The sequence below is a fragment of the Amycolatopsis sp. w19 genome, assembly GCF_051373225.1.
Lineage (GTDB): Bacteria > Actinomycetota > Actinomycetes > Mycobacteriales > Pseudonocardiaceae > Amycolatopsis > Amycolatopsis japonica.
Window position 1 is genome coordinate 306,358 of record NZ_JBPQFM010000004.1, and the last position, 13,516, is coordinate 319,873.

Annotated in this window: 9 protein-coding genes; 4 read left to right on the forward strand and 5 right to left on the reverse strand. The window is 69.9% G+C overall.

Translation table 11 applies throughout. The annotated features are described in order from the left end of the window. Positions 1-11 precede the first annotated feature (11 nt). Positions 12-893: an alpha/beta fold hydrolase gene (locus ACSMFO_RS12155; protein ID WP_436458650.1), complete on the forward strand. Its 882-nt coding sequence runs from the start codon at positions 12-14 to the stop codon at positions 891-893. Here ACSMFO_RS12155 and ACSMFO_RS12160 read toward each other — a convergent pair. Further along, positions 890-1,258: a VOC family protein gene (locus ACSMFO_RS12160; protein WP_073846515.1), complete on the reverse strand. Its 369-nt coding sequence runs from the start codon at positions 1,256-1,258 to the stop codon at positions 890-892. The genes ACSMFO_RS12155 and ACSMFO_RS12160 overlap by 4 nt on opposite strands. 115 nt (positions 1,259-1,373) lie before the next feature. On the opposite strand from ACSMFO_RS12160, the gene ACSMFO_RS12165 reads away from it, so the two are divergent. Next, positions 1,374-1,766: a hypothetical protein gene (locus ACSMFO_RS12165; RefSeq protein ID WP_038516990.1), complete on the forward strand. Its 393-nt coding sequence runs from the start codon at positions 1,374-1,376 to the stop codon at positions 1,764-1,766. Here the strand turns inward: ACSMFO_RS12165 and ACSMFO_RS12170 are convergent. The 3 genes from ACSMFO_RS12170 to ACSMFO_RS12180 form a co-directional block, all read right to left on the reverse strand. After that, positions 1,756-2,571, reverse strand: a complete 816-nt coding sequence (locus tag ACSMFO_RS12170; RefSeq protein WP_436458652.1) for a serine hydrolase — start codon at positions 2,569-2,571, stop codon at positions 1,756-1,758. The genes ACSMFO_RS12165 and ACSMFO_RS12170 overlap by 11 nt on opposite strands. Before the next feature lie 84 nt (positions 2,572-2,655). Beyond that, positions 2,656-7,530 (reverse strand): RHS repeat-associated core domain-containing protein, encoded by a 4,875-nt coding sequence (locus tag ACSMFO_RS12175; protein ID WP_436458654.1) that lies wholly within the window; start codon positions 7,528-7,530, stop codon positions 2,656-2,658. Positions 7,531-7,698: 168 nt separating this feature from the next. Continuing rightward, on the reverse strand, positions 7,699-8,493 hold the full coding sequence (locus ACSMFO_RS12180; RefSeq protein WP_436458655.1) for a helix-turn-helix domain-containing protein: 795 nt from the start codon (positions 8,491-8,493) through the stop codon (positions 7,699-7,701). On the opposite strand from ACSMFO_RS12180, the gene ACSMFO_RS12185 reads away from it, so the two are divergent. Next, positions 8,480-9,358 carry an FG-GAP repeat domain-containing protein gene (locus tag ACSMFO_RS12185; protein ID WP_436458656.1) on the forward strand — a complete coding sequence of 293 codons (879 nt, stop codon included), beginning with the start codon at positions 8,480-8,482 and terminating at the stop codon, positions 9,356-9,358. The genes ACSMFO_RS12180 and ACSMFO_RS12185 overlap by 14 nt on opposite strands. Positions 9,359-9,370: 12 nt before the next feature. Here the strand turns inward: ACSMFO_RS12185 and ACSMFO_RS12190 are convergent, their stop codons facing one another. Next, positions 9,371-12,061: an ATP-binding protein gene (locus tag ACSMFO_RS12190; protein WP_436458658.1), complete on the reverse strand. Its 2,691-nt coding sequence runs from the start codon at positions 12,059-12,061 to the stop codon at positions 9,371-9,373. A 76-nt stretch (positions 12,062-12,137) separates the two neighbouring features. Between ACSMFO_RS12190 and ACSMFO_RS12195 the strand changes: the two genes are divergently transcribed. Beyond that, complete coding sequence (locus ACSMFO_RS12195; RefSeq protein ID WP_436458659.1) at positions 12,138-13,502, forward strand: MFS transporter; 1,365 nt, start codon at positions 12,138-12,140, stop codon at positions 13,500-13,502. The last annotated feature ends 14 nt before the right edge of the window (positions 13,503-13,516 follow it).

Genomic DNA, 13,516 nt, shown 5'->3' on the forward strand with positions numbered 1-13,516 from the left:
GAGGGGTCGCCATGTCGGATGTCACCGCGAACGTGAGGCCCTCCTGGGTCGACGACGACCTGTTCCCGTTCGAGAGCCGTTTCGTCGACATCGACGGGAACACCGTCCATTACGTCGACGAGGGAGCCGGCCCCACACTTCTGTTCCTGCACGGCAACCCGACCTGGTCGTTCCTCTGGCGCGACGTGATCCGCGCGCTGCGCGAAGACTTCCGGTGCGTCGCCCTCGACTATCCGGGCTTCGGCTTGTCGACACCGAAGCCCGGATACCGTTACTGGCCCGAGGAGCACGCCGACGTGGTCACCGCGTTCGTCGACGCGCTCGGTCTCGAGGACGTCACTCTGGTCGGGCAGGACTGGGGCGGCCTGATCGGCCTGGCCACCGTGCAGCGGCGGACGGACGTCTTCACCCGGCTGGTGCTCGCCAACACCTGGGCCTGGCCGGTCAACGGCGTCTTCCACTTCGAGTACTTCGCCCGGATCTTCGGCGGCCCTCCTGGCCGTTTTCTGGCAAGGCGACTGAACTTCGTCATCAACATGTTCGTCCCCTTGGGACATCGGCGACGCAAGCCGACCGCGCTCGAGATGACGCATTACCGGCGGCCCATGGACATCCCTGAGCGACGCCGCGCCTCCGCCATGTTCCCCCATCGGGTCCTCGCCAGCCGCGCCTTCTTCGCCGAGATCGAGGCCGGGCTTCCGGGTATCGCCCACTTCCCGACGCTGATCGTGTGGGGCGACAAGGACATCGCATTCCGCCCCCAGGAACGCGAACGTCTGGAAGCCACCTTCATCGACCACACGACCGTGATCGTCGAAGGCGCCGGCACCTACGTTGAATCCGACGCGCCCGAGGAGTTCGTCAGCGCGTTCCGCGACTGGACGGCGTCTTAGCCGCGGTCGTGGAGGGTGATCCGGTAGCCGTCGGGGTCGGCGAAGGTGAACGTCCGGCCGAAGGGGCCGTCGATCGGCGCGGAGACGATGGTGCGTCCGTCGGCGACGAGCGCGTCGTGAATCGCCTGGACGTCCGTGGCGTGGAGCCAGATCGCGGCGCCGATGCCGGGCTGCGCGACGGATTCGAGATCGGTGCCGGGAACGACCTCGCGGAGCGCGAAAGCGATCGGCTTCGTCTCGAAGACGACGGCGTGCGGCGGTCCGGCCGGTGAGCGGACGAGGCCGAGGTACTGCTCGTAGAACGCCTGCGAAGCGTCGAGATCACGCGCTTGCAGCGAGATGAAATCCGGGCCGGTGGCGGGCATGGTCGTGCTCCTTTTCGTCGTGTCAGCATCCTGACATAGCCGAGGGTATGTCAGGATGCTGACACGAGTCAAGGCGGGTTGACCTCTAGTCCGGTCGAGGTTCAAGGATGGGGACATGACTCTCGAAGCGGACGAAATGCTCCTGTTCCGGAACACCATGCGGATCACCGACGGCCACCTGGAGGAATTCACCGCCGCGGTTCGCGAAGCCATCGACTTCGTCGAGCGCAACGCGCCGCAGGTGATGGTGCAGACCTTCGTGGACGCCGATCGGATGCTGGCCTACAGCTACCAGATGTACGCGGACTCGGCCGCGGTTCTCGAGCACTGGCGGATTTCCGAGGATCAGATCAACGCCGTGTCGGCGCATTGCACCGTGGTGGACTTCCAGGTGCACGGCTCGCCGGACGAGCGGGTGCTCGCGGGAATGCGCGGCATGATCGACGATGGCACCGCCGTCGTCACGCCGCGCATCGCGGGTTTCGTGCGCGGCGCGGTCAGCCCTTGAAGTAGCCCTTGAACAGGATCTCGCTGATCTTGGTGGTGGTCTCCTGCCCGGTTTCGAAGCCGTTCTGGATGACCTTGGTGTTGTTCATCAACGCGAGGGTGTACCGCTCGTGCGGCCCGACGAAGCCGACCGAGTTCATGATCCAGGAGCCGTCGTCGTTGTCGTCGGACCAGCCGTCCTTGTTGCCCGGGCGGGCGGCGGGCCCGGCGCCCCAGACACCCCACTGCTGGTTGACGTCGACGGTGCGCATCTCGTGGACGATGTAGTCGCGGTGATGGCGGGGGAGCTTCGTCAGGACGTGGTTGACCAGCCGGTCCAGGTCGTTCGCGGTGGTCAGGATCCAGCCCCAGTGATGCGGGTGCTGGTCGGTGAACCGCATGTCGGTCATCCCGTAGGACGGGAAGCGCCGCGCGAATTCGGCCTCCCCGCCGTAGCGGGTCCACAGGGTGTGGGCGGCGGCGTCGTCGCTGGAGTTGAGCATGCGGTGCATCAAGTCGCGGTCTTCCGCGGTCAGCTGGACGGCGCCGGAATCGTTGCGCAGCAACAGGTCGACGACCATCGCCAGCTTCGGCGTGGAGCAGGCCCAGATGAGCGTCCCGGCGTCCGCGCTCCGGTAGACGGCACCGGTCCACCGGTCCCGCAGGACGATCCCGGTGTCACCGGGCCTGCTGTCGGCGTAGGCCTGGGCACGGATGATGCGGGCCTGGAGTTCCCGGTCGAAACGGGTCGTCGCGCCCGCGGGCGTGGCAGGTGTCAAGGCGAGTACCACCAGCATCGCGGTCAGGATGGCGGAAAGTCTCTTCATGCGTTCCCCAGGTTTTCGGTAGTGGTTCTTCCTGAGGGACAAGACGTTCGCGGGCGGCGGAGGTTGTCACGGCCAGGCGGATGGTCACAGCGGCGGGTCGAACTTGCCGCTGATCGTGTCCATTTTCGTGCCCACGGGCGGGAATTTCGTCAGGAAGTCGTCCTTCATCCGGAAATCGATGAACTTCTGCAGATCGGGTGTCAGGTTCTTGTATTCGGCGTTGAGCACGACGTGGTCCCGGATGCCGCGCTCCTCCGGGTTGACGGCGTCCGGCCATTTGACCTTGTCGCTGGCGGTGACCGAGTAGTCCACCTCCAGGCGCCCGGCCTCTTGCCGGAACTGCGCCGGGGTCTTGTCGATGCCCAGCGCGTTCAGCTTTCGCTGCAGCTCCGGGTCCTTCATCCCGCCGACGGCTTCCTTGACCTGGCCGATCTTGATGTCGGCCTCCTTGAGCTTCCCCTCGAAGTTGCCCGACATCTGGGCGTTCGCCTTGCGGGACAGGGTGGTCATGTTGTCCGCGGTGCCGGAGCCGCCGAGCACCTGGTTCTGCAGGTGCCCCTTGATGAAGTAGCCGTTGGGGTGGTCGGGTTTGTAGCCGATCTTGTCGTTGGGATCGGACGAACGCAGCTTGTCGAGCTCGGCCCGCAGGCGCGGATCGTAGTTCGAGTGGCCCTTGCCGTTCAGGCCGTCGACGTCGGTGAGGTGGTTGCCCGCGGGGTCGGTTCCGCCGGGGTACTCGCCCTTTCCGGAGCCGTCGAGCGTTCCCTTGCCCTCCTTGCCGCCGCCCTCCATCACCGTGCGGTCGGACTTGCCGTGTGACTTGTTGGCGTCGCCGGTGATCGGGGGTTCGTGCCTGCCCGTCTTGGGCTTCTTGGCGAAACCGGCGCCGTTGCCGGCGTTACCCGCTCCCGGGTTCTGGTTCGCCGCGGGCCGCTTGGCCGTTCTGCACGGGGCCGGGGCGTTGAAGGTGGCGTCGTCGTCGAGGTAGGCGTACGGGTCGTCGGCGTAGTTGGCCTGCTTGCCGGAGTTCCTGGTGAGACCGAGGGGATCTGCTTCGAGGAACGGATCGTCGACGTAGGTCTCCGGATTCGGCCCGGGAGTCAGGCCGAGCGGGTCCGGCGAGATGTAGCGGGCGTTGACCGGGTCGTAGTAACGGAAGAGGTTGAAGTACAACCCGGTTTCCGCGTCGTGGAACTGGCCGGGGAACCGGAGCGGCGTTTCCGGGCGGGTGCCGGGGGCGACGAGGCCCCAGACGCTCGTCCGGACCAGGCTGACCCGGCCGTCCACCGGGCCGACCAGCTCCGTCGGGGTGCCGATCTCGTCGGTGATCACCGCGGCGACCTCGGTCCGCCCGTCGGGCAGGGTGCGCGCCTGCGCCACCACCCGGTCCCCGTACGGATGACGGATCCAGGTCAGGGTCTCCACCGGGGCACCGCCGAAGGTGTGCCGGGCTTCGACGAGATCGTTGCCGTCCCAGGTGAAATCGACCCGTTCGGCGACCGCGCCCGCGAAGTCCAGCCGCTCCTTGGCCACACGCCGGTCCAGCGCGTCGTAGCGGTAGCGCCACCGGGCGCCGTCCGGCGTGTGCACGGTGACCAGGTGGTCGTGCGCGTCCCAGCCGAGCACCCAGGTCAGCTCGGTCCCGTCCGGCGCGGGCAGGGTCCGCCGGATCAGCCTGCCCTGCCCGTCGTGGACGTAACGCGCCACGCCCGGGCCGAGCGACGAGGAGAGCAGATTGCCGAGCACGTCGTAGGCGTAGTGTTCGGCCGCGCCGTGATGGTGCGCCGCGGTGACCCGGCCCGTGTGGTCGTACTCGTAGCGCACTCCGCCCGCCGGGTCCTCGCGCGCGGCGACGCTGCCGTCAGGCCGCCGGTGGTAGCGCTTGGTGCCGGCCGGGGTGTGCTGCGCGACGAGCTTGCCCGCCGGGTCGAATTCCTGCCGCAGCAACGGGTTCATCCCGGCGGAGACGGCGACCGTGCGACCGGCGGCGTCTTCGCGCAGGGTCAGTTCGGTACCCGCGATCCGCAGCAGCTCCGCCCCGTCGTCGGTCTGTCCCCAATGGACGTCCACTCCGGACGGAGTGCGCATGGTCTTGGCGTCGGAGGAATAACCGACGGCGGTGTCCCCGGCCGTGCTCGCCTGGCGGACGACCCGGCCCGCCTCGTCGTGTTCCAGCTCGACGACACCGTCCGGGCCGGTGGCGCGCACGAGGCGCCCGACCGGGTCGTAGCGGTAGGTCTCGGTGCCCGACGGGCTGATCCGCTCGATCGGGTTGCCGAGCAGGTCGTACCGCCACTCCACGGTCTCACCGGCGGCGTTGACCCGCCGCACCCGCTGCCCGGCGGCGTCGTAATCGCACCGGGTGATCCGGCCCGCGAAATCCTGCTGCGTGAGCAGCCGTCCTTCGGCGTCGTAGGTGAAGTGCCACGTCTGCCCGGCGGGGTTGGTCACCGCGACGAGCCGCAATTCCGTGTCATAGCGCCAAAGGGTGCGCGCGCCGCCGGGATCGATCGTGGCGGTGATCGTGCCCATCGGGCCGTTCTCGGTACGGGACGTCCTGCCGAGTTCGTCGACGCGGGCGGTTTCCCGGCTCTCGCCGTCGAAGGCCCACTGGCGGCGGGTCCCGTTCGCGGCGACGACCTCCCGCAGGGAACCTTCCACCGTCCACGCGTACGTGGTCCGGCCGCCGGCCTCCTCGACCGCGCGTGGCCGCCCGAAGAGATCGACCTCGAGCCGGGGCACCACGTCACCCGGAGCGGGATCGTCGACGTAGGAGTCCTCGAGGTGCTGGTCCTCGGTGACGCCGAGCGGGTCCGTGTACGGATCCGGCACGTTCGGGGCCGTGTACCGCCGCCGGAACACCCGGTCGCCGTCGGCCACCTCGATCGCGAGTTCGGTGTGGGTCCATTCCGTGAGCACCACGCGCGAGCCGTCGGCGCGGAGCACCGAGCGGAGCCGACCGGCCGCGTCGTGCTCGAACTCCGTCCGCCTGCCGAGCTGGTCGGTGCGGTTGAGCAGCACGTCGCGCGGACCGTACTCGCTCCGGATCACGCCGCCGAGCCGGTCGGTCAGCCCCGCGGTGTTCCCGTCCTCGTCGAACTCGTACACCGTGCGGAGGCCGAAGGAGTCGGTGACGGTGGTGGTCCGCTCGCCGTAGCCGAGCGAGGTGTCGAGGTAGCCCTGAGCCCCGACGCCCCGGACACAGCGGCCGTGCTCGTCGTAGACGTAGCGGTACCAGGCGCCGCTGTGGTCGGTCCAGCCGGTGATCCGGCCCTCGGCGTCGTGGCTGTAGCGGGCCGGAAGGGGCGAGGAATTCGTGCGGGCACTGAGATGTCCGCGCGTGTCGTAGTCGTAGCGGGCGACGGGGACTTCGGTGGCTTCGCCCAGCGCGCGGATGGAGCGGATCCGGCCTTCGGAGACGTCGAAGGCGATCCAGGCGCCGCCGAAGTGCCTGAGCCTGGCAGGGGCGCCGTCGTCGTCGTGCTCCAGCTCGACGTAGGCGTGCTCCTCGGTGCGGATCTCCTTGAGCAGGAACAGACCCGGGTCGCCTTCGGCCGGCACGAACCGGCGTTCGGTGCCGCGTCCCGGATCCGTCAGGAAGTACTCGGCGCCCTCGCCGCGCAGCCGGCGCGGCGGGCCGTGCACGGCGGTGGCCTCCGTTCCCGGCGCGGGCACCGGGAACCGCAGGATCATCGCGTCGGCGGAGTAATAGGTGACGGTCCCGTTCGCGACGGTCAGCCGCTCGTCCACCAGCGTCGCCCACGACGGGCCGAACCAGCGACCGCCCCGGTAGGACGAGACGTGGTTGCGGACCACGAGCTGGCCCAGCGGTCCCGGCACGACCAAATCGCTTTCGGTGACCAGCACGTCCCCGCTCTGGACGTCGATCGGGTCACCGCTGCCTTCCTTGCAGCCCGGTTCGTTGGTCTCGGTCCGATCCCGTTTGCCTCCACCGCCTTTCGCGCCGGAGGCGGTGGTCGAGCCGTCGCCGTGCGAACCGTCGATGCCACGCGAGTTGTCCGGCGGATCGTTCTTCGGCGGCGGGTCGTTCTTGGGCGGCGGGTCGTTCTTCGGCGGATCGTTCTTCGGGGAGGAGTGGTCACCCGACGGCGTGGTGGAGTCGTCGCCGCCCTTGTCCTTGTCCTTGGGCGGTCCCTTGGGCTTCGTGTCCAGGTCCTTCGGCTTGCCCGAGGGAGTGACCTTGCCGCCCTTGAGGTTCTTCAACGCCTTCGCCGCGTCGTCGAACAGGTCGCCGGCCTTCTTCAGCAGCGGGACCAGCGCCTTGAGCGCCTTCACCAGTTTGGTCGTCAGGTCGGTGATCTTCGCCGCCGTCTTCGCCACGGCGGCCACCACCTGCGGCACCACCCAGGTCAGCCCGATGCCGAGGGTGAACACCACCTGCAGCGCCCACGAGATCAGATGCCCGATCAGCTCGGCGATGATGTCGCGCACCAGGGTCCGCACCGCGGCGACGACCTCGCCCGCGGTCTTCACCCCGGACGACGCGCCTTCGGATCCCTTCTGCGCGGATTGGATGACGGTGGCGGTGTCGGTCGCCTGTTTGCGGTAGGCGTCCGCCGCCTCGCCCTTCCACGACTCGAGGTCCTTCTTGACCAGGACGGTCAGCTCCTCGCTGACCTCGCCCAGTTCCTTGGCCACGTTCGCCCACGTCTGCGCCTGCGCCTGAACCTCGTCGGCGTTGCCCGCCAACGCGTCCAGCGCGTCCTTGAGCGGGCCGACGTGCTCCATCAGCCACGACACCCCGGCCGCCAGGATCGCCCCGAACGGGTCCAGCGCCATCGACAGCGCGTCCAGCGCGGTCCCGACCGCGCCCATCGCGACGCCCGCCCAGTCCCCGGATTCGATCGCCGTCTTCAGCCCGTCCGCGGTCTCCAGCAACGAGACGCCGGTGAACCACTTCGTCGAATCCTGAGTGGGCGCGATCAACGGATTGGACACGCGACTTGCCTCGCTTCAAGGTGATCGGGACGCCGGGGTGACAACCTTGTCATTCAATCATCCCGAGCACGGCCGGATCCGGCGCCCTGTGCCGGGATCGCCGGTGGGGCGGGGCAAGTCTGCCCGAATGGGCAAGCGGCTCGAACGTCCGAAAACCGCGTTGGGCGCTCAAAGGGACATTGGCGACATGGTGTCGGCCTTGCGCACCAGCGCCGCGCCGAGCGTGCGGGCGGTGCGGGCGACGGTTTCGGACAGTGCGGCGAGCGGTTGCGGCGGCGCGAGTACGGCCGCGATCGAACCGACCGCGCGGCCGGTCGGCAACCTGATGGCCGCTTCGATGGCGACGAGTTCGTGTTCCGCCTGCCAGACGGGGCAGAACCGGCCGATGCGCTGCGGCACGGTCGATCCAGGGCGGAAAAGGAGGTGATCCTCCGGCCGGGCGAGGCTGGCGGCGGCGATCAGGATGTGCCCGTCGCAGGGCACGGCGAGCACCGAACTGGCGCGCGTGGTCGCGGTCAGGCGCCGGAGCTCGCCGCGGGCCAGTTCGAGCAGGCGTGGATAGGGTTGCCACGATTGGCCGAGCCGGAATGCCTGCGCGCCGACGCGATAGCGGTTTTCGTTGCGCTGGACAACCTCCAGCGCGGTCAATTGCTCGAGTAATCGATGTGCCGTCGCTTTCGGTATCGAGCACGAATTCGCCAGCTGGGTCAATCCCGCTTCACCTTGATGTCGTACCAAGGCATCCAATAGGGTGAAAGCGCCTTCGAGGACGCTTCTCGGTCTTCTCTTGGTCTCCATTGAAATCCCCTCGCGCGGTCCACTGGACGGAAACCTTGCTGACAAGGCCGACACGTCGATGTCAGGGTGGAACGGTCCCGGTGCGTATCTTCGGTCAAAAAACGCGAACTGGGAAGAGTGCATCCACCGAACGGAAAGAGGTTCGAGCAAAATGCGAAGATCCATTCGGCTGGGGACGGCGCTGGCGGGTCTGGTCGCCGGTCTGCTCGCGGCACCCGCGGCGGGCGCGGACGAGGGCGACGTCCGGATCGCCGCCTCGCCACCGTCGCAGAAGACCGCGGCGGACTTCGACGGCGACGGGTTCGCCGACAAGGCGGTTTGGCGCCCTGGCAACGGTGTCTGGTATGTCATCCGCAGCAGCAACGGCAGCGTGGTGACGCAGCAGTGGGGTGTCTCGGGTGACGTGCCGGTCGCCGCCGACTACGACGGCGACCATCGGGCCGACTTCGCCGTGTGGCGACCGGGCAACGGTATTTGGTACATCATCCAGAGCAGCAACGGCGCGGTGGTGACCCAGCAGTGGGGCGTGGCGGGCGACGTTCCGTTGACCGGCGATTTCAATGCCGACGGCCGCTCCGATTTCGCCGTCTGGCGGCCGAGTAATGGGACCTGGTACGTGCTGGGTATCGCCACCGTGCAATGGGGCGTTGCCGGTGACGTTCCGGTCGCGGACGATTTCGACGCGGACGGCCGGACCGACTTCACCGTTTGGCGGCCGAGCGACGGCGTCTGGTACGTACGGGGAATCGCGACCCAGCAATGGGGCACCGTGGGCGACATTCCGGTGGCGGGCGATTTCAACGCGGACGGCCGGGCCGATTTCGCCGTTTGGCGGCCGGGTAACGGCGTCTGGTACGTGCTCGGTATCGCCACCCAGCAATGGGGTGTGGCGGGCGACGTGCCCATGGGCGGCGATTTCGGCGGCGACCCGCGGGCGGACTTCGTGGTGTGGCGTCCGTCGAACGGGACCTGGTACGGCCTGAACCTGTTCACCACCCAATGGGGGACAGCGGGCGACATCCCGGTCTGAGCGGTGTGAACGTCAAGAGGCGACCCCCGCGTCGAGCAGGTCGGGCATGCCCCTCAGCTGCCTGCGCGACGTGATACCGAGCTTGCGGAAGATGTTGCGCAGATGGGCGTCCACCGTGCGGGGGCTGAGGAACAGGCGCGTGGCCACTTCCTTCGACGTCGCGCCCGCGGCGACCTGGCGCGCGATATGCGTCTCCTGCATGGTCAGGTGGTCGTAGGAATGCCCGGTGCGGCTGCGGGCGACCTCCCCGGTCGCCCGCAGCTCGTCGGCGGCCCGCCGGGTGAACGCCTCCAGCCCGATGTCCGACAGCCGTTCGTGCGCGGTGCGCAGATGTTCGCGTGCCTCGCGACGGCGGCCCTCTCGGCGGAGCCACTCGCCGTACCGCAGACGCGCCCGCGCCAGATGGACCGAGAGCGGGCCGTTCTCCAGCTGCCCCAACGCTTCCAGGTGATCGGCCTCCGCGTCGCTGACCAAGGCCCGCGCGGCCGCCGCGATCCCGAGGGCGAACGCGGTTCCGGCGGGTTCCGTGCGTTCGGTCAAGGAGTCCAGCGCCGACCGGGCGACGGCGTGCTCGCCGCACCGGACCGCGGCTTCCACGAGCTCGGGCAGCGCGATGCCGGCGAGGAAGAGATCACCGCTCTCCACGGCACGCGTCGCCGCGTCCAGCGCGGCCGGGTACTCGGCGAGACCGTTGTACAGCACGGCCGTGGCCCAGTGGGCGTTCGCGGTCAGCTGGCCGCTGCCCCGCGTCGTCGCCTCGGCGAACAGGTCGAGCACTTCCTCACGACGGCCGCGCAGGGCCGCCAGATGCACTCGCGGGTAGAGCTGCGGCGCGTCGCCGACGGCGTCCGCGATCGCCTCCTCCTCCGCGATCGCGGCCATCGCCCGGCCGAAGTTCCCGGTGAGCACCGCGTGCAGCGCCACCTGGGACAGGCCGAGCCGGATGGTCATCGGCGATCCGGTGTCGCGCCCGGTCCGCACGAGCCAGTCGACGATCGTCGCGTGCAGCTCGATGTCCCACAGCTCGCCCGCGAGCACGGTGGCCAAGGCAGGCGTCCTGGTCCAGCCGGCGTCGTCGCCGGTGAGAACCCGGCGAAGCGCGGGTACGCCTGCGTGGTGGCCCTCGGTGGTCAGCCGCACGAGCGCGTCGAGGAGGTCCGGCGGCCCCGGAGGCGCCGAGCGGGCCGCGTCGAGGACGCGGTCCAGCACTCCCGCGGCCCTGCCGACGACGAGCCCCATTTCCAGTGCCGCGACGAAGAACTCGCGTGATCGTTCCGGATCGACGGCGGCGAGCCGTTGTGCCGCCCGCAAAATGAGCTCCGGACCTCGGACGGCGCCCTCGGCGCCCTGGACGAACGCGATCCGTCCGCGCAGCAGGTCGACGGACGCGTGCTGCGGCACGTCCAAGGTCTCCGTGTCGACGCTGGCCAGCAGCTCCGCCGCCGCCTCCGTCCCACCCGCTTCGAGCGTCGTCCGCGCGGCCGCGAGGGTGCGCTCGGTCTGCTTGGCGGGATCGAGCGAAAGCGCCGCCGCTCGTTCGAGGAACGCGGCGGCGGCCGCCACCCCACCGCGCGCCTGCGCCCGCGACGCCGACAGCTCCAGCTCCGCCGCGACCTCCTCGTCCGGTCCGGTGGTGGCCTGGGCGCGGTGCCAGGCCCGCCGGTCCCCGGCGGTTTCCGCGTCGGTGACCTCGGCCAGCGCCCGATGCGCGGCATGACGGTGCTCCGGCTCGGCCGCACGGTACGCGGCGGACCTCGCCAGCGGATGGCAGAAGCGCGCCCGTGTGTCGAACCGGATCAGCCCGGACGCCTCGGCGGCGGCGCTCACGGCGGGCACTTCGATGTCCAGCCGCCGCGCGGCCGCCCACAGCAGGCCGGGGTCGCCGGTGGGATCGGCACTCGCGAGGATCAGCAGCCTTCGCGCGTCCACGGGTAGCTCCGCCATCCTGGCCAGGAAACTGCGCTCGATCCGGCTCGCGACCGGAGAGGGCTCCGGCAGCGCGAAGCCACCCGCTTTCGGCAGTTCGATCAGGGCGAGCGGGTTGCCGCGTGCCTCGGCGAGCAGCCGGTCGCGGACCCGCTCGTCCAGCGTCACGGTCTTCTCCCCGGCCAGCAAGGCGCGCGCGTGCGCGTCGGTCAGGCCGCCGACCGTCAGCCCGGGCAGTTCGTCCAGGCCGCGGACCGGATCCCGGTCGCGGGCGGCGAACACCATCGCGATCGGCTCGGCCGCGATCCGCCTCGCCAGGAACGTCAACGCCCTCGCCGACGCGGTGTCCAGCCAATGCGCGTCGTCGATCAGGCACAGCATCGGACGCGTCCCGGCGGCGGTCGACAGCAGTTCGAGCGCGGCGAGGCCGACCCGGAACGGATCCGGCGCGCCGTCGGCCAGCCCGAAGGCGACGAGGAGGGACTCGCGGTACGGAGCCGACAGCGTGTCGAGATGCGCCAGCGCCGGAACGCACAGCTGATGCAGAGCCGCGAACGGCAGTTCGCCCTCGAACTCCGAACCGGACGCGCGGATGAGCTGGAATTCCCCGGCGGCCGCCTGCCCGACGTGGTCGAGCAGCGCGCTTTTGCCGATGCCGGGCTCACCACGGAGGACGAGCACCCCGCCTTCGCCCCGGCCTGCCGCTCGGACCAGGGCGAGGAGGCGATCGATCTCGTCGCGCCTGCCGACGAGCGGACGGGAGGACGTCGTGGGCATGCTCCGAACCCTAGCGAGACGAACTAGGTGATTGTCGCCGACGCGAGCGGAGGCGGTCCCGCGCGATCGTTGCGGCATGACAGTACGAGAGACGAAACGGATCTCGCGCGGGGTGGCGATGGCCGGCCTGGCGAGCGCCATGTTCCTGGTCATCCTCGACGCCGCGATGGTCAACCTGGCCGGATCCCGGATCCGGCAGGGCCTGGGGCTCAGCGCCGCCGAACTCACGGTGGTCGTGGACAGCTACCTGGTGACCTTCGCCGGTCTGCTGCTGCTCGGCGGCCGTCTCGCCGACGTGCTCGGGGCCAGGAAGGTGTTCCTGGCCGGGATGGCGGGCTATCTCGCGGCGACGGCCTTCTGCGCGCTGGCCACCGGCGGCGGGATGCTGATCGCCGGGCGGATCGGGCAGGGGATCGGAGCCGCGGTCCTGATGCCCGCCGCGCTTTCGCTCGTGCTCGGCCTCTACCCGTCGCCCGCGGAACGCACCCGGGCGATGGGGATCTGGGGCGCGGTCGCGGGGGCCGGCAGCCTCGCCGGTGTCTTCCTCGGCGGATCGCTGACCGAACTGCTCGGCTGGCAGGCGGTGTTCGTGACGCCGGTGCCGTTCGGTGTCCTCGGCGCGTTCGTCGTGTGGCGCGCGGTGGCGCCGGTACCCGGCAGGCCGGGCCGGTTCGACGCGCTGGGCGCCGTCACGATCACCATCGGGATCTCCGGGCTCGCGCTGGGCATGGTCTCCGCCTCGGACGCCGGCTGGACCGCGCCCGGCACGGTCGTCGGGCTCGCCGCGGGTCTCGTTTCGCTGGCGGCGTTCGTGGTCGTCGAGCGGCGTTCCGCGCGGCCACTGGTCCCGCTGGGGGTGTTCCGCCGGAAACCGGTGGTCACCGCGAACCTGGTGATGGTGCTGATCGGCGGCACCCTGACGAGCCTGTTCTTCTTCCTGCCCCAGTACCAGCAGGACGTGCTCGGGATGAGCCCGCTGGCGACCGGCATGACCCAGCTCCCGCTCGCCGTCATGATCATCGTCGGCAGTGTCCTCGCACCGATGCTGGCGAAACGCGTCGGGCCCGGCCGCGCGCTGCCGACCGCCCTCACCGTCCTGCTCGCCGGTTTCCTGTGGCTGGCCTGGGATCCGACGACCAGTGGCTTCTCGGTCAGTCTGCTGGGCGCGTTCCTCCTGATCGGCACCGGACTCGGGCTGGGCGCCGTCAACGCCACCGCGATGGCGGTCCGCGACAGCGCGGACGGCGAGGCGGGGCTGCTCAGCGGACTGGTCAACGCCGCGCAGCAACTGGGCGGCGCGGTCGGCCTCGCCGCGCTCGCCGGAATCGCCATCGGCGCCGCCGGAACACACGGCGACATCTCGTTCACGACCGCTTTCCTCGGCGAGGCAGCCTTCGTCGTCATCGCCCTCGCGGTGTCGCTCGCCTCCGCCAAACGTTGATCTCGACCGGAAAG